The following is a 16,220-nucleotide window of genomic DNA, read 5'->3' as shown; positions in this document are numbered from 1 at the left end:
AAATGAGCATCTTTCTCGACGAGAACAGCCGGATCATCGTCCAGGGCATGACCGGCTCGGAGGGCATGAAGCACACCGCGCGCATGCTCGCCTCGGGGGCCAACGTCGTCGGCGGCGTCAACGCCCGCAAGGCCGGGACGAAGTCCGAGTTCGGCGACACCTCGCTGCCGGTGTTCGGCACGGTGGCCGACGCGATGGCCGAGACCGGCGCGAACGTGGCCGTCGGGTTCGTCCCGCCGGCGTTCACCAAGGACTCGGTGATCGAGGCGATCGACGCGCAGATCCCGCTCGCGGTGGTGATCACCGAGGGCGTCGCCGTCCATGACACCGCGGCGTTCTGGGCCTACGCGCAAGGGAAGCAGACGCGCATCATCGGGCCGAACTGCCCGGGCCTGATCAGTCCCGGCAAGTCGAACGCCGGCATCATCCCGGCCGACATCACCAAGGCCGGACGCATCGGCCTGGTGTCCAAGTCCGGCACGCTGACCTACCAGATGATGTACGAGCTGCGCGATCTCGGCTTCTCCACCTGCGTCGGCATCGGCGGCGACCCGATCATCGGCACCACGCACATCGACTGTCTCGAGGCGTTCCAGAACGACGACGAGACCGACGCGATCGTGATGATCGGCGAGATCGGCGGCGACGCCGAGGAGCGTGCTGCCGCGTACATCCAGGCCAACGTGCGCAAGCCGGTCGTCGGCTACGTCGCCGGCTTCACCGCGCCCGAGGGCAAGACGATGGGCCACGCCGGCGCGATCGTGTCCGGCTCGTCCGGTACCGCGCAGGCGAAGAAGGAAGCGCTCGAGGCCGCCGGGGTCAAGGTGGGCCGGACGCCCAGCGAGACCGCGCAGTTGATGCGGGAGATCGTCTCCGGCTGAGGCAGCGCCGGACGATCACGGCGGGGCGGTTCGCGCAGGCGAGCCGCCCCGCCGTTCGCGTCCGTCCGGGCAGAATCGTCCGGCAATTCGGACATTCGCGCCTCCCGAAAGGGTGCATCGGCGTGTTCATTGTTTGCTATGCCGTGGGTTGGCGCTAGCTTTGCGAGCTAAGAGGGACACAACTTCGACGAGGAGAACGCCATGACGTTCCAACCGCCGCCACCACCACCACCACCGGCATCACCACCGCCACCGCCGCCCGGCGGCCCACAGGGCGGCCCGCCACCGGGCGCCTGGGGGCCGCCGCCCGGAGCCGGGATGCCGGCACGCGCGAGCTTCGACCCGAAGTCGGTGAACCAGCTCGACTGGGGAATCATGGGCGCGGGCCTGCTGGCGTTCATCTTCTCCTTCGTCAGCTACTACAGCTTCAGCGCCAAGAACTGCGGCGATCTGTGTGACAACTACAACCTGACCGAGAGCGCGTGGAACGGCTTCTTCGGCTGGTTCGCGATGCTGCTCGCCGTGGTCGGCTCCGCGCTCGTCGCACTGGAGCTGTTCATGCCGCAGGTCAAGCTGCCGTTCCCGAACCGGCTCATCGGTCTCGGCTGCTACGCGGTCGCCACGCTCTGCGTCATCCTGGCGCTGTTCGTCGTGCCGGACTACCTGGGCGGTGGCCCGGGCTACGACAAGTACGTGGACGAGGGGCACGGCTTCGGTTACTGGATCAGCCTGATCGTGATCATCGCCGGGCTGGTGCTCTCGCTGATGCGCTTCCAGCAAGGGGGCGGCAAGCTGCCCGGCGCGCTCGGCGGCATCCCGAACATCGGTGGGCACGCACCCGGTGCGCACGGTGCGGGTGGCCCGGCCGGTCAGCCGCCGGCGGGTCCGCCGCCGTACGGTGCCCCGCCCCAAGGCCCGCCGCAGGGTCCGCCGCAGTACGGTGCCCCGCCGCAGGGACCGCCGCCGCAGGGACCGCCGCGCTGATACTGCCGTATCCGGTCAAACTGTGCCGGGGCACGCAAACTGCGTGCCCCGGCACAGCCGTCTCAAAGGGGCGATACAGTCGTCCGGTAGCTCGTCCCGACTCCCGCGCGCCGCGGCGCGCCACGAGAGGCTGGTGTACCAATGTCCGCGTATCCGCCACCAGGCCAGGCCGGCCCGCCGCCAACCGGCTACGGGACACCCCGGGCCGGCTTCGACCCGAAATCGGTCAACCCGCTTGACTGGGCGGCCGTCGGCGCCTCGGTGCTCGCGCTCATCTTCTCCTTCTTCAGCTACTACAACTACGCCGCGAAGGGTTCGGACGCCGACCAGGTGTGCAAGCACCTGTCCGACGTGCCGGCGCAGTACCGCGGCCAGTACAAGGACGTGTGCGACGGCATAGGCAACAGCGCCTGGCACGGGTTCTTCGGCTGGTTCGGCGTGCTGCTCGCGCTGATCGCCGCCGCGGCGATCGCAGTCGCGATCTTGGCGCCGCACGTCTCCCTGCCCGTTCCGGCCCGCCTGATCGGCATCGGCGGCCTGGCACTCGGCGTGATCTTCACGCTGATCGCGCTGGCCGTCATCCCGGACGGCGACTACAAGGGGACCACGATCGACTCCGGCGCCAGCGACGTGGACGCCGGCCACGGCTGGGCGTACTGGATCGTGTTGATCCTGCTGATCATCGCCCTGGTCGTAGCCGTGCTGCGCGTGCAGCAGACCGGCGGGTTCGGCACGCTGCGCCCGACGGGTTCGGCGCCCGCCGGATACCCGGGTACGGGGGGCACGGCGCCGTACGGCCAGCCCGGGTACGGCCAGCCTGGTTACGGGCAGCAGCCTGGTTACGGGCAGCAACCTGGGTACGGGCAGCAGCCCGGTGCGCAACTCGGGTACGGGCAGCAACCCGGTGCGCAGCCTGGTTACGGGCAGCAACCCGGCTACGGGCAGCAACCCGGTGCGCAGCCTGGTTACGGCCAGCAGCCCGGTGCGCAGCCTGGTTACGGCCAGCAGCCCGGTGCGCAGCCTGGTTACGGGCAGCAACCTGGTTACGGGCAGCAACCGGGTTACGGCCAGCAGCCCGGCTACCCGCCGCCTGCCCCAGGGTCAGCGCCGCAGCCACCCGCGCCGCAGCCACCCGCGCCGCAGCCGCCCGCGCCGCAGCCGCCCGCGCCGCAGCCGCCCGCGCCGCAGCCGCGCCCGCAGCAGGCCGCGCCACCCGTGCCACCCGCGCCGCAGCAGGCGCCGCCGCCTCCGGCACCGCCGGCCACCGCGCCGCAGCACGAGCGTCCGGAACCGGGTGATCAGCCGCCGCAGTAGCTGCGTCTGCGGATAAGAACTCGCCGCAGTCGGCGCGTCTGCGCCGGATCGCCCGGGCGGTTTGCCAGCCTGAACTGATGCCTGGCCCGCGCGAGCACTGCAGCGAGCCGTCGGCCGCGCCGAACGACGGCGCTGCCGCGCGGCGCAGCGTGGTGCCCCGCGCTGCCGGCCGCTCGCTGTGGCGCGCCGCGACCTGGACCGGCGCGGGCGCGGCAATCGTCTGCGCGACGGTCGGCATCCTCGCCGTCGCAGTCTGCTGGCTGCCGGTGTCCGGGCCGGGCGGGCGCGCCCACTCGGCCATCCATGCCGGGCTGCTCACCTTCCTGGCCGCGCTGCACGGCGGCGTCACGGTCGACGGCACGTCCGCCTCGTTCCTGCCGCTCGGCATGCTGGGGGCCGTCGCGATCACTGCCTGGCGAGCCGGTGCGGGACTGGCCGACGCGGCGGCCGGCATCGGCGAGTGCGATCCGCTACGGCTCGCGCTCGCCGGCCTTGCCCAGGCGGTCAGCTTCACCGGCTGCTGCCTCCTCGCCGTCCCGTACGCCACCCTCGGCACCAGCGATGCACCGTTCCTCGGCGTGGCCGCGGCGGCGTTCCTGCTGTTCGCGTTCAGCGGCGGCACGGCGCTGGTGCTGTACTCACCGCTGTCCGATCTGCTGGCCGAACGGACCCCGGCGTCCGTTCGGGCAGGAGCGCGCGGGGCAGGTGTCGCGCTGTGCGTGTACCTCGCCGCCGGGGCACTGCTTGCCGCCGGTTCCGCTGTCGTGCACCACGCCCGGATCGAGGCGCTGTCCGCGCAGGTCGGCGGTGGCTGGGGCGGCGTCCCGGTGCTGCTGCTGGGAGTTCTCGCCGCGCCCAACGCGGCCGTCGCCGGGGCCGCGTACCTGGCCGGCCCGGGGTTCGCCGTAGGCGGGTCGAGCGCGAGCGCCTTCACGACCGCGCACGGCGTGCTGCCGGCGTTCCCGCTGCTGGGTGCGATGCCGGACGGCTCGGGTGCGAACGCGCCGGTCTGGGTGCTGATGGCGCTGACCCCGCTGCTCGCCGGACTGCTGCTCGCCCGACTGGCCTGCCGCGAGGACGCATGGGCCGCGCGCTGGCAGTTGATCGGGTCCGCGACCGCCGGGGTGTTGCTGGGCCTGATCGTGCTCGGCTGGCAGGCCGGCGGCGCGATCGGCGCGGGCGGCCTGAGCACGATCGGGCCGTCGCCGTGGCGGTTCGCCCTCAGCGCCGGTGTGGCCGTCGCGGGCGTGGCGTCGGCAGGACTCGGTGTGGCGGCCGCCCGCTCCCGCTTCGTCAGCCGGGCACGCGGCACCGGCGTATCGGGCCGCGCTGACGCCGCCGGCCGGCTGCAACTGCTCGCCGACGCGGTGCGGTCACCGGCCGGCCAGAATCCCGGCGCGGACGATGCGGACGACGCCGGCGGTGGCTCCCAGCGCGCCGGGTAGGCTCCCGGAACGTGCCGGCCCGCCTTGTCGTCCTCGCGTCGGGCAGCGGCACCACGTTGCAGGCGATCCTCGACGATCCGGTGCTGCGGCCGCTCGTGGTCGCCGCCGGCACGGACGTCCCGGGGTGCGCGGCGATGACGCGATCCGGGGCCGCTGGCGTGCCCACCTTCGCCGTCGCGTTGCGTGACCAACCCGATCGGGCCGCGTGGAACGCCGCGCTGGCCGAGCGGATCGCTGCGTTCGAACCGGACCTGGTGGTGCTCGCCGGGTTCATGCGGCTGCTCGCGCACGAGATCGTGACCCGGTTCCGGATCGTGAACACCCACCCGGCGCTGCTGCCCGCCTTCCCCGGCGCGCACGCGATCCGCGACGCGCTCGCCGCCGGTGCGGACCGCACCGGAGTCACCGTGCACTGGGTCGACGAGGGCGTCGACACCGGCCCGGTGATCGCCCAGGTTCCCGTCGCCGTCGAACCGGGCGATGACGAGAACACGCTGCGCGAGCGCATCCAAGCCGCCGAGAAGCCGCTCTACATCGAGACGATTCGCCTGCTGTGCAAGGAGATTGAATGAGCAAGATCGCCATCACCCGCGCGCTGGTCAGCGTCTACGACAAGACCGGTCTGGACGAGCTGGCCCGCGGCCTGCACGAGGCGGGCGTCGAGATCGTCTCGACCGGCTCGACCGCGGCACGCATCCGCGACCTGGGCGTGCCGGTGACTCCGGTGGAGGAGGTCACCGGGTTCCCGGAGATCCTCGGCGGCCGGGTGAAGACGCTGCACCCGCACGTGCACGCCGGCCTGCTCGCCGACCAGAACGATCCAGAGCACGTGGCGAAGATCAGCGAGCTGGGCATTGCACCGTTCCAGCTGCTGATCGCGAACCTGTACCCGTTCGCCGAGACGGTGGCCAGCGGTGCGAGTGCGCCGGAGATCGTCGAGCAGATCGACATCGGCGGGCCGGCCATGGTGCGCGCGTCGGCGAAGAACCACGGCTCGATGACGGTGATCGTCTCGCCGTCGCACTATGCCGAGGTGCTGGACGCGGTCCGCGCCGGCGGCTTCGAGCTCGCCGACCGGCAGCGGTTTGCGCGCGAGGCGTTCCGGCACACCGCGTCCTATGACATCGCCGTCGCGTCCTGGCTCGGGTCGGACGTGGCGAGCGAGCCGCAGACGCAGTTCCCCGGCTGGATCGCCGCGTCGTACGAGCGGGCCGCGGTACTGCGGTACGGCGAGAACCCGCACCAGCAGGCGGCACTGTACATCCAACCGGCGAACTCCGGCGGCGAAGGGATCGCGAACGCCGAACAGCTTGCCGGCAAGGAGATGAGCTACAACAACTACGTCGACGCCGACGCCGCATGGAAGGCCGCGTACGACTTCAGCGAGCCGTGCGTGGCCATCATCAAGCATGCCAACCCGTGCGGCATCGCTGTCGGCGCGGACATTGCCGAGGCGCACCGAAAGGCGCACGAGTGCGATTCGGCAAGCGCGTACGGCGGGGTGGTCGCCACGAACCGTCCGGTCTCGATGGCGATGGCCGACCAGCTCGGACCGATCTTCACCGAGGTCGTCGTGGCGCCCGGCTACGAGGACGGCGTGCTCGAGCGATGGGCCAAGAAGAAGGACCTGCGCGTGCTGATCGCGCGGGCCCGCTCGAGCGAGCCCAGCGTGGAGACGCGCCCGGTCTCCGGCGGACTGCTGGTCCAGAGCGCCGACCGGATCGACGCACCCGGCGACGACCCGGCAACCTGGACGCTCGCGTGCGGCGCTGCCCTGGACGAGAAGGCCTTTGCCGACCTGGTGTTCGCCTGGCGGGCGCTGCGCGCGGTGAAGTCGAACGCGATCCTGCTGGCGCGCGGCGGTGCGACCGTCGGCGTCGGTATGGGCCAGGTCAACCGCGTCGACTCGTGCCGGTTGGCGGTGGCGCGCGCCGGTGATCGGGTGGCGGGTGCCGTCGCCGCGTCCGACGCGTACTTCCCGTTCGCCGACGGCGCGCAGGTGCTGCTCGACGCGGGCGTGCGCGTGATCGTGCAGCCCGGCGGCTCGATCCGCGACGCGGAGGTCATCGAGGCGGTCGCGGCGGCCGGCGCGACGATGTACCTGACCGGCACGCGTCATTTCGCCCACTGACAGGTCCGTCGGGGCATAGCCGGCCCGGCAGCCCGCCGCAGCAACCTCTCCCCGGAGAGCCATGACCTCGTACCCGCCACCGCCCAGTGCCGCCCCGGCACCCGGATCGCCGGTGCCGCCGCCCCCTGCGTCCGGCTATCTGACGAGGCAACAGGTGAAGCCACCGCAGCACGCCTGGCTCATCCCGCTGGCGGGCGTTCTGGGCCTGATCGGCGCCTTCACGCCGTGGTTCCGCCCGCAGGGCAAGATCAGCTATCAGGGGCAGTCGGCGACCCAGAACGCGGCGGATGCGGTCCACGCCTGGGACGACGGCAAGATCGGCCTGCTCGGCCCGATCCTGCTCGTGGTGGTCGGGGTGGGTGTCCTCCTGCTGATCCTCGGCAGGCAGTCGCGCTTCTCGCGAGGCTCGGCCCACCCGTTCTCCTCCGCCGGCAAGGCCGCGATCGCGGCGGGCGTCGTGGCGCTGGTGTGTGTCGTGATCGCCTGGTTCGTGGTCACGTCGCAGTACCGGTTCACCGACGGCGGCAAGACCTACGGCTGGAGCGGCTACATCAAGTTCGCCAAGGCATCGGGCGTCGACCTCGAGCTCAGTCGCGGGCCGCAGGTCGGCCTGTGGCTCACCGTCGCCGGCGGGGTGATCGCGATCGCCGGTGGCGTACTGCTCCTGCTGGCCGGCCGTGCCGCATCGACATCAGCGCCGACGCCAGCGCCGACATCAGCTCCGCTCCCGCCCGCACCGCTCAGCCGGCCGCTCGCCGGCCAGCCGTACCCGCCGCAGGAGCAGTCAGGCGCACCGCAACCGTACGTTGCGCCGCAGCCGTACGGCACGCAGCCGACGGGCCCCGCAGCACCCGACGAACCCGCCGGCCGGCCCGTACGACAGCGCGCCTCCGGCCGAGTAGCACCACCGCCGGACGGGCCGGGCAACCGGGCCGCCCGCGACGGCTGGCAGGATGGGCGACCGTGACGGCGACCATCCTGGACGGCAAGGCCACCCTCGCGGCCATCAAGGGCGAACTCTCCTCCCGGGTGGCCGCGCTCGCCGACCGGGGCGTGGTCCCCGGCCTCGGCACCGTGCTGGTGGGCGATGACCCGGGCAGCCAGTGGTATGTCAACGCCAAGCACAAGGACTGCGCCGAGGTCGGCATCGCGAGCATCCGCCGCGACCTGCCGGCCAGCGCGTCCCAGGCCGACGTCGAGGCCGCTGTCGACGAGCTGAACGCCGACCCCGCATGCACCGGCTACCTCGTGCAGTTGCCGCTGCCGAAAGGGCTCGACGAGTACGCGGTGCTCGAGCGCGTCGACCCGGCCAAGGACGTGGACGGCCTGCATCCGATGAACCTGGGTCGGCTCGTGCTGAACGAGACCGCGCCGATCGCGTGCACGCCGTACGGCATCGTCGAGTTGCTGCGCCGCTTCGGCGTCCCCATCGCCGGCGCCGACGTCGTGGTGATCGGCCGCGGGATCACCGTCGGGCGCCCGCTCGGCCTGTTGCTGACCCGACGCTCGGAGAACGCCACCGTCACCCTCTGCCACACCGGCACACGTGACCTGGCCGCGCACGTTCGCGGCGCGGACATCGTGGTGGCGGCCGCGGGGGTGCCGGGCATCGTCACCGCCGACATGGTCAAGCCCGGGGCGGCCGTGCTGGACGTCGGGGTGAGCCGCGTCGACGGCAAGATCGCCGGCGACGTCGCGGCCGGCGTGGCCGACGTCGCCGGCTTCCTGACCCCGAACCCCGGCGGCGTGGGGCCGATGACCCGCGCGATGCTGCTCACCAACGTCGTCGAGGCAGCCGAACGCGCAGCGGCGAGCTGACCGACGTGCTCCGCCGCTGGCTACGCCGCGCCACGGGCCAGGCTCCGTTCCTGCTCGTGGTGGCGCTGCTGGTCGTGGCGTTCGTCTACCTGGTGTTCGCGCCCGGGCACTGGCGCCGGGGCGCAGCCGTGATCGCCCTGAGCGCGCTGCTCGCCGGCCTGCTCCGCATCGCCCTGCCCACCCAGCGCGCCGGCCTGCTGCGCGTGCGGGCCCGGTGGATCGACGCGGTGTGCTATCTGGGCCTGGGTGGCCTGATTCTCTCCGTCGCCATCCGGCTGGGGTAGCCGGCGGCCGCAGCGGTAACCTGCGAGCCATGCCAACCCCCGTGAATGTCACCGTGACCGGCGCGGCCGGACAGATCGGCTACGCACTGCTGTTCCGCATCGCCTCGGGCCAGTTGCTCGGCCCCGACGTGCCGGTGCGGCTGCGGCTGCTGGAGATCACGCCCGCGCTCAAGGCGGCCGAGGGCACCGCGATGGAGCTCGAGGACTGCGCCTTCGACCTGCTCAGCGGAATCGACATCACCGACGACCTGAAGACGGCGTTCGACGGCACCAACGTCGCGCTGCTCGTGGGTGCGCGGCCGCGCAGCGCCGGCATGGAGCGCGGTGACCTGCTCGAGGCGAACGGCGGCATCTTCGGCCCGCAGGGCAAGGCGATCAACGACCACGCGGCGGGCGACGTGCGCGTTCTGGTCGTGGGCAACCCGGCGAACACCAACGCGCTGATCGCGCAGCAGCACGCCCCCGACGTGCCGGCCGACCGGTTCACCGCGATGACCCGGCTGGACCACAACCGGGCGCTGTCGCAGCTGTCGGCCAAGCTGGGCGTGCCGGTGGGCACCATCGAGAAGATGACGATCTGGGGTAACCACTCGGCCACCCAGTACCCCGACCTCTACACCGCGCAGGTCAACGGTCGCAGTGCCGCCGAGCAGGTCGAGGAGTCGTGGCTCAAGGACACCTTCATCCCGACTGTGGCCAAGCGCGGCGCCGCGATCATCGAGGCGCGCGGCGCGTCGTCGGCCGCGTCGGCGGCGAACGCAGCCGTCGATCACGTCCACGACTGGGTGAACGGCACGGACTGGACGTCGTCGTCGGTCGTCTCGGACGGCTCGTACGGCGTGCCGGAGGGGCTGATCTGCTCGTTCCCGTGCCGCTCGGTCGACGGCGCGTGGCAGATCATCCAGGGCGTGGAGATCAACGAGTTCTCCCGCGGCAAGATCGACGCCTCGGTGCAGGAGCTCACCGATGAGCGCGATGCGGTGCGCCAGCTCGGCCTGATCTGACCGTTGGCCCCGTAGCAGGGCAACACGCCGCCGGCGACCCTGCTACGGGGCCAACGCTCACAGCTCGTTCAGGACGGCCGCCCGCAGCACGTCCAGGCCGACCGAGCCGATGTCCAGCGCCTCGCGGTGGAACGCCTTCAGGTCGTAGGCGTCGCCGGCCTTGGCGCGGGCGTCGTCGCGCAGCTGCAGCCACAGCCGCTCACCGATCTTGTAGGACGGCGCCTGGCCGGGCCAGCCCAGGTAGCGGTCCAGCTCGTAGCGCAGGAACCCCTCGGCGACCGAGACGTGGTTGTTGAGGAACGTCCAGGCCTTGTCGTAGGTCCACTCGCCGCCGCCCAGCTCGGCCGGCGCCTCGAAGCCGCAGTGGAAGCCGATGTCCAGCACCACCCGCGCGGCGCGCAGCGACTGGCTGTCCAGCATGCCGAGGTAGTCGGCCGGGTCGTCCAGGAAGCCGAGGTCGGCCATCAGCCGCTCCGCGTAGAGCGCCCAGCCCTCGCCGTGCCCGCTGACCCACGAGCCGAGGCGCCGCCAGCTGTTGAGCAGCTCGCGCCGGTAGATCGTCTGCGCACACTGCAGGTGGTGGCCGGGCACGCCCTCGTGGTAGACGGTGGTCAGCTCGCGCCACGTGGAGAACTCGGTGACGCCCTCGGGCACCGCCCACCACATCCGTCCGGGGCGGGTCGTCAGGTCGTCGCTCGGCGGCGTGTAGTAGATGCCGCCGGACGGCGTCGGCGCGATCTTGCACTCCAGCGTGCGGATCGGCTCCGGGATGTCGAAGTGGGCGCCGGCCAGCGCGGCTACCGCGGCGTCGGACTTGCCCTGCATCCAGGCCTGCAGCGCGTCGGTGCCGGCGAGCTTGCGGCCGGGGTCGGCGTCCAGGTGGTCCATCGCCTCCGCGACCGACGCACCCGGCTTGATCCGCTCGGCGGTGGCGCGCATCTCGGCGCCGATCCGGGCCAGCTCCTGCTGTCCCCACGCGTAGGTCTCCTCCAGATCGATCCGCGCGCCGAGGAACGAGCGCGAATGCAGCGCGTACGCCTCGCGCCCGACGGCGTCGCGCTCGGGGGCCTGCGGGAGCAGCTCGTCGCGCAGGAACGCCGCCAGCCCGGCGTACGCCTCGCCGGCGGCGGCGCCGGAGCGCTCCAGCTCCGCGCGCAGGGTGGCCGGCAGCTCGGCGCCGTCGACCGCCGCGCCGCGCGCGAAGGTGGCGAAGAAACCGTCCGGGCCGGTGTTGTCGCCCGCCTGCTTGATGCCGGCCTCGACCTGTCGGCGCGCGCGAACGTCGCCGCGTGAGGCAGCCAGCCGCAGCGACTCGACGTAGCCGCCGATCGCGCGCGGCACCGCGGCCAGCCGGCGGGCGACGTCCGCCCACTCGTCGGCGGTCGAGGTCGGGGTGAGATCGAAGATGTCGCGCACGGCCTGCAGCGGCGAGGCGATGTTGGACAGGTCGGACTCCTCGGTGCCCGCGGCCCGCAGCTCCTCGCGCAGCGTCAACTCCTCGCGCAACGCCGCGACGGTGACCTTGTCGATCGCGTCGGCGGGCTCGGCGGCCGCGAGTTCGGCGAGCGTGTCCCGGCGCAGCTGCGAGAGCGACTCGAGCCAGTCGGGAGTCAGGTCGGGCAACTCGCCGTCGTGGCCCGGGACGCCGATGTAGGTAGCCACCATCGGATCGAGGGCGGCATGGCGGTTCAGGAACTTCTCCGCCACGGCATCGACGGCAGAGGGTGTGCGCGGTGCGGTCATGCCCTGCACACTATGACCCCGGGACGACCGGGTTCCCGCCAGCAGGTATCTTGACATCAAGAGAAGTCGAGCTGGAGGATGCGCGCGCATGAAGATCATCTACACGCACACGGACGAGGCCCCTGCGCTCGCCACGTGGTCGCTGCTGCCGATCGTCCAGGCCTTCGCGGCGCAGGCCGGCGTGCAGGTCGAGACCAGGGACATCTCGCTGGCCGGCCGCATCCTGGCCCAGTTCCCCGACCTGCTGACGCCCGAGCAGCGGGTGCCGGACGCGCTCGCCGAGCTGGGCGAGCTGGCGACCACCCCCGAGGCGAACATCATCAAGCTGCCCAACATCAGCGCATCCGTGCCGCAGCTCAAGGCCGCGATCGCCGAGCTGCGCGCCCAGGGTTACGAGCTGCCCGACTACCCGGAGAACCCGAGCACCGACGCCGAGCGGGACATGCGGGCCCGCTACGACAAGGTGAAGGGCTCCGCGGTGAACCCGGTGCTGCGCGAGGGCAACTCCGACCGGCGCGCGCCCGCCTCGGTGAAGGCGTACGCACGCAAGCATCCGCACTCGATGGGCGCGTGGTCACCCGACTCGAAGTCGCACGTGTCGACGATGAGCGACGGCGACTTCCGGCACTCGGAGAAGTCGGTGACCGTCGCGCAGGCCGGCACGTTCCGCATCGAGCACGTCGCTGCGGTCACTGGGGGCACCCCCGGCAATGAGGGCGTAGCCGCCGGGGGAGTCAGCGTGCTTCGGCCGGACGCCCCGACGCTCGCGGGCGAGGTGCTCGACGCGGCCGTCATGCGCAAGGCGGCGCTGGATGAGTTCCTCGCCGCCCAGGTGGCCGAGGCCAAGGCGCAGGGCGTGCTGTTCTCGGTGCACCTCAAGGCCACCATGATGAAGGTGTCCGACCCGATCATCTTCGGGCACGCCGTGCGCGCGGTCGTCGGCGACGTGTACGCGAACTACCCGGACGTCAGCCCCAACGACGGCCTGGGCAGCCTGCTGGCCGCGCACCCCGAGGCGAAGGCCGCGGTCGACGCCGCCATCGCCGCCGGTCCGTCGATCGCGATGGTCGACTCCGACCGCGGCATCACCAACCTGCACGTGCCGAGCGACGTGATCGTCGACGCGTCCATGCCGGCGGCGATCCGGTCGTCCGGGCAGATGTGGAACGCCGAGGGCAAGCAGCAGGACACCAAGTTCGTGATCCCGGACTCCTGCTACGCGCCGCTCTACGCCGAGACGGTCGAGCACTGCCGGGTCCACGGCGCGTTCGACCCGGCCACCATGGGCACCACCCCGAACGTCGGGCTGATGGCCCAGCAGGCCGAGGAGTACGGCTCGCACGACAAGACGTTCGAGATCGCCGCCGCGGGCACCGTCCGCGTGGTCGACCAGAACGGCGACGTCCTGCTCGAGCACGAGGTCGAGGCCGGCGACATCTGGCGGCTGTGCCAGGCCAAGGACGCCCCGATCCGCAACTGGGTCGAGCTGGCCGTCAGCCGTGCCCGGGCCACCGGCGCGCCGGCCGTCTTCTGGCTGGACGAGACCCGCGCGCACGACGCCGAGGTGCTGAAGAAGGTCCGTCCCGCGCTGGCCGAGCTGGACACCGACGGGCTGCAGATCGAGATCATGGATGTCGCCGCCGCGACCCGCTACACCCTGGAGCGGGCTCGGGCCGGGCAGGACACCATCTCGGTCACCGGCAACGTGCTGCGCGACTACCTGACCGACCTGTTCCCGATCCTCGAGCTGGGCACGAGCGCCAAGATGCTCTCGATCGTCCCGCTGATGAACGGCGGCGGCCTGTTCGAGACCGGCGCGGGTGGCTCGGCGCCCAAGCACGTGCAGCAGTTCCTGAAGGAGAACCACCTGCGCTGGGACTCCCTCGGCGAATTCCTGGCGCTCGCGGTGTCGCTGGAGTTCCTGTCCGACGCGACCGGCAACGCGCGCGCGAAGGTGCTCGCCGACACGCTCGACCGCGCCACCGGCACCTTCCTGGAGGAGAACAAGTCGCCCTCGCGCAAGTCCGGCGAGCTGGACAACCGCGGCAGCCACTTCTACCTCGCGCTGTACTGGGCGCGGGAGCTGGCCGGCCAGCGCGAGGACGCCGAACTGGCCGCGGCGATCGCGCCGGTGGCCGAGGCGCTGGCCGCGGGGGAGCAGCAGATCCTCGCCGAGCTGAACGGCGTGCAGGGCAGCCCGGTCGACATCGGCGGCTACTACCAGCCGGACCCGGCCAAGGCGGCCGATGCGATGCGCCCGAGCGCCACCCTGAACGCCGCCCTGGGGGTCCTCGCCGGATCCTGAGTCACCGCGCGTGGCGTGTTGCGACGGTGGCGGCGCGTTACGGATAGGTACCGTCCGGTTATCCGCATACTGAACGGCGCGGAAACCCGACGGCCCCGACGGGTCGCCTGACAGGAGGCCCGGCATGCTCGCGTCCGAGCGGCACGGCAGCGGCGAGCCGCTGGTGCTGGTGCACGGCCTCACGCACCGCCGGCAGGCCTGGTATCCGGTTCTCGACCGGCTCTGCGAACACCGCGAGGTGATCCTGGTCGACCTGCCGGGACACGGGCAGTCCGACCCGTTCTGCCTGGACGGGAGAACGGTGACCGAGGCGCTCAGCGAGCTGTTCCGCGGGTTCCTCGCCGAGCAGGGCCTGGACCGTCCGCACGTGGCCGGCTACTCGCTCGGCGGCCGGATCGCCCTCGAGGCCGGTGCCCGGGGCGATGCGCGCAGCGTCACCGCGTTCGCTCCGGCCGGGTTCTGGCGCACCGCAGCCGAGTTCGGCTACACCCGCCGCGTCTTCAACGGCGCGGCGCAACTCACCGAGCGTGTCGGCCCGCGGGTGGAGCGGCTGGCCCGCACCGCGGCCGGCCGCAGGCTGATGTACGGGCTGCTGATGACCCGGCCCGGCCGGGTGAGCGCCGATCATGCGCTCGGCGACTTGCGCGCTTTCGAGTACGCCCGCCCGGCGCTGCGGCTGATCCTGGACGCCGCCACCCCGTTCACCGGCTGCATCCCCGCGGACGTGCCGGTGACGGTCGCGTGGGGCGGGCGGGACCTGATCCTGCCGCCGTGGCAGGCCGAGGTCGCCCGCACCGTGCTGACCGGGGCCGAGCACGTCCGGCTGCGCGGGGTCGGGCACGTGCCGATGTGGGACGCCCCGGACGAGGTCGTCCGCCTGCTGCTGCGCGACCCGATCGGGCACCCCGCTGCGGCCTGAGAGCGCAGGAGGTTGCGCGACAGGGTCCTAGACTCTGCCGTGTGTGGCTCGACATCGGCATCGTGCTGCTACTGATCTGCATCGAAGGGCTGTTCGTCGCGGCCGAGATCGCGCTCGTGTCGCTGCGTGAGGGCCAGGTGCGTGGGCTGGCCGAGTCCGGCCGGCGCGGCGCCGCCGTCGCCCGGCTGACGCGCGACCCGAACCGGTTCCTGGCCGCCGTCCAGATCGGCGTGACGTCGACCGCGCTGCTGTCCAGCGCGTACGGCGCGGTCACCATCTCCGACGAGGTCAAGGTGTTCCTGGTCGACCACGGCTGGGGCGCCGGTCTGGCCGGGGCGGTCGGCGTCATCGGCGTCACGCTGATCATCTCGTTCGTCACCCTGGTGATCGGCGAGCTCGCCCCCAAACGCCTCGGCCTGCAGCGTCCCGAAGCGACGGCCGCGCTGTTCGGGCCCCCGCTGGACCGGCTCGCCGGCCTGTTCCGCCCGGTCATCTGGCTGCTGTCGCGGTCCACCAACGTCGTCGTCCGGCTGCTCGGCGGTGACCCGACCGCCGGACGCGTGCCGATCAGCGAGGACGAGCTGCGCGGCCTGGTCGCCGCCCACGAGTCGCTGACCGTGGACGAGCGCAGGCTGATCGACGAGGTGTTCGCCGCCGGCGAGCGCTCGGTGGACGAGGTGATGGTGCCGCGCACCGACGTCACGTTCCTCGAGGCGGGCATGACGATCAGCCGCGCCGCCAAGCTTGCCGCCGAGTCGACGCACTCGCGCTACCCCGTCATCGGTCGCGGCAACGACGACGTACTCGGCTTCGTGCACCTGCGCGACCTGCTGCTGCTGTCCGGCACCACCTCGCGGCACCGCACCGTCGGCGACGTCACCCGCGAGGTCAAGGCGCTGCCCGGGTCGAAGCGGGTGCTTGCCGCCCTGTCGGAGATGCGCCGCGAGGGCCATCACATGGCCGTCGTCGTGGACGAGTACGGCGGCACCGACGGCATCGTCACGCTCGAGGACCTGATCGAAGAGGTGATCGGCGAGATCCACGACGAGTACGACGGTGCGGGCGCGCAGCCGACCCGGCTGTCCGGCGGGGTGGTGGAGGTCGACGGCAAGCTGAACCTGGACGATGTGGCCGAGGTGTCCGGGCTGGAGCTGCCGGACGGGCCGTACGCGACCCTCGGCGGGTACGTGATGGCCCAGCTCGGCAGGTTGCCCCGTGCGGGCGACGAACTGGACTGCGCCGGCTTCCACGTGCAGGTCGTGGAGGTCGACGGGCGGCGCGTGGCCCGGGTGCGGCTCACGCCGCCGCGGGCCGCCGGAACCGAGACGGCCGACCCGGCGCCGGTCTGACCCACCGCCGCGTCGCGCGTCGCGGCAGTGCGAGAATCGGCGG

The 16,220-nt window shown here is 72.3% G+C and carries 14 protein-coding genes; 13 read left to right on the top strand and 1 reads right to left on the bottom strand.

From position 1 onward, the window contains the following. The first annotated feature begins 2 nt into the window (after positions 1-2). From sucD to M6B22_RS08280, 10 genes are all read left to right on the top strand, one after another. On the top strand, positions 3-881 hold the full coding sequence (sucD, locus tag M6B22_RS08325; protein ID WP_269445305.1) for a succinate--CoA ligase subunit alpha: 879 nt from the start codon (positions 3-5) through the stop codon (positions 879-881). Between the two features lie 201 nt (positions 882-1,082). Next, positions 1,083-1,865, top strand: a complete 783-nt coding sequence (locus M6B22_RS08320) for a hypothetical protein (RefSeq protein WP_269445304.1) — start codon at positions 1,083-1,085, stop codon at positions 1,863-1,865. Between the two features lie 141 nt (positions 1,866-2,006). After that, a complete protein-coding gene (locus M6B22_RS08315; protein ID WP_269445303.1) occupies positions 2,007-3,179 on the top strand; it encodes a hypothetical protein in 1,173 nt (390 codons plus the stop codon). A gap of 77 nt (positions 3,180-3,256) precedes the next feature. After that, positions 3,257-4,624, top strand: coding sequence for a cell division protein PerM (locus M6B22_RS08310; protein ID WP_269445302.1), 1,368 nt, complete (start codon positions 3,257-3,259; stop codon positions 4,622-4,624). Positions 4,625-4,635: 11 nt separating this feature from the next. After that, positions 4,636-5,196: a phosphoribosylglycinamide formyltransferase gene (purN, locus tag M6B22_RS08305; protein ID WP_269445301.1), complete on the top strand. Its 561-nt coding sequence runs from the start codon at positions 4,636-4,638 to the stop codon at positions 5,194-5,196. After that, on the top strand, positions 5,193-6,755 hold the full coding sequence (gene purH, locus M6B22_RS08300) for a bifunctional phosphoribosylaminoimidazolecarboxamide formyltransferase/IMP cyclohydrolase (RefSeq protein ID WP_269445300.1): 1,563 nt from the start codon (positions 5,193-5,195) through the stop codon (positions 6,753-6,755). Before purN ends, purH begins: the two co-directional genes overlap by 4 nt. A 154-nt stretch (positions 6,756-6,909) precedes the next feature. Next, positions 6,910-7,722 carry a hypothetical protein gene (locus M6B22_RS08295; RefSeq protein WP_269445299.1) on the top strand — a complete coding sequence of 271 codons (813 nt, stop codon included), beginning with the start codon at positions 6,910-6,912 and terminating at the stop codon, positions 7,720-7,722. Beyond that, entirely contained in the window at positions 7,719-8,573 is an 855-nt protein-coding gene (locus M6B22_RS08290; RefSeq protein WP_269445298.1) for a bifunctional methylenetetrahydrofolate dehydrogenase/methenyltetrahydrofolate cyclohydrolase, read from the top strand. Before M6B22_RS08295 ends, M6B22_RS08290 begins: the two co-directional genes overlap by 4 nt. A 5-nt stretch (positions 8,574-8,578) precedes the next feature. After that, positions 8,579-8,857, top strand: a complete 279-nt coding sequence (locus M6B22_RS08285; RefSeq protein ID WP_269445297.1) for a DUF3017 domain-containing protein — start codon at positions 8,579-8,581, stop codon at positions 8,855-8,857. Positions 8,858-8,886: 29 nt separating this feature from the next. After that, positions 8,887-9,861, top strand: coding sequence for a malate dehydrogenase (locus tag M6B22_RS08280; RefSeq protein ID WP_269445296.1), 975 nt, complete (start codon positions 8,887-8,889; stop codon positions 9,859-9,861). A 57-nt stretch (positions 9,862-9,918) separates the two neighbouring features. Here the strand turns inward: M6B22_RS08280 and M6B22_RS08275 are convergent, their stop codons facing one another. Further along, positions 9,919-11,604, bottom strand: a complete 1,686-nt coding sequence (locus M6B22_RS08275) for a DUF885 domain-containing protein (protein WP_269445295.1) — start codon at positions 11,602-11,604, stop codon at positions 9,919-9,921. Between the two features lie 88 nt (positions 11,605-11,692). Here M6B22_RS08275 and M6B22_RS08270 point away from each other — a divergent pair, with 88 nt between their 5' ends. The 3 genes from M6B22_RS08270 (at position 11,693) to M6B22_RS08260 (ending at position 16,177) form a co-directional block, all read left to right on the top strand. After that, entirely contained in the window at positions 11,693-13,909 is a 2,217-nt protein-coding gene (locus M6B22_RS08270) for an NADP-dependent isocitrate dehydrogenase (RefSeq protein WP_269445294.1), read from the top strand. A gap of 124 nt (positions 13,910-14,033) precedes the next feature. After that, positions 14,034-14,828, top strand: a complete 795-nt coding sequence (locus tag M6B22_RS08265) for an alpha/beta fold hydrolase (RefSeq protein WP_269445293.1) — start codon at positions 14,034-14,036, stop codon at positions 14,826-14,828. A gap of 41 nt (positions 14,829-14,869) precedes the next feature. Next, positions 14,870-16,177: a hemolysin family protein gene (locus M6B22_RS08260; RefSeq protein ID WP_269445292.1), complete on the top strand. Its 1,308-nt coding sequence runs from the start codon at positions 14,870-14,872 to the stop codon at positions 16,175-16,177. The last annotated feature ends 43 nt before the right edge of the window (positions 16,178-16,220 follow it).

It is taken from the genome of Jatrophihabitans cynanchi (assembly GCF_027247405.1).
Classification (GTDB): domain Bacteria; phylum Actinomycetota; class Actinomycetes; order Mycobacteriales; family Jatrophihabitantaceae; genus Jatrophihabitans_B; species Jatrophihabitans_B cynanchi.
This window is presented reverse-complemented; position numbering and strand designations above follow the sequence as displayed.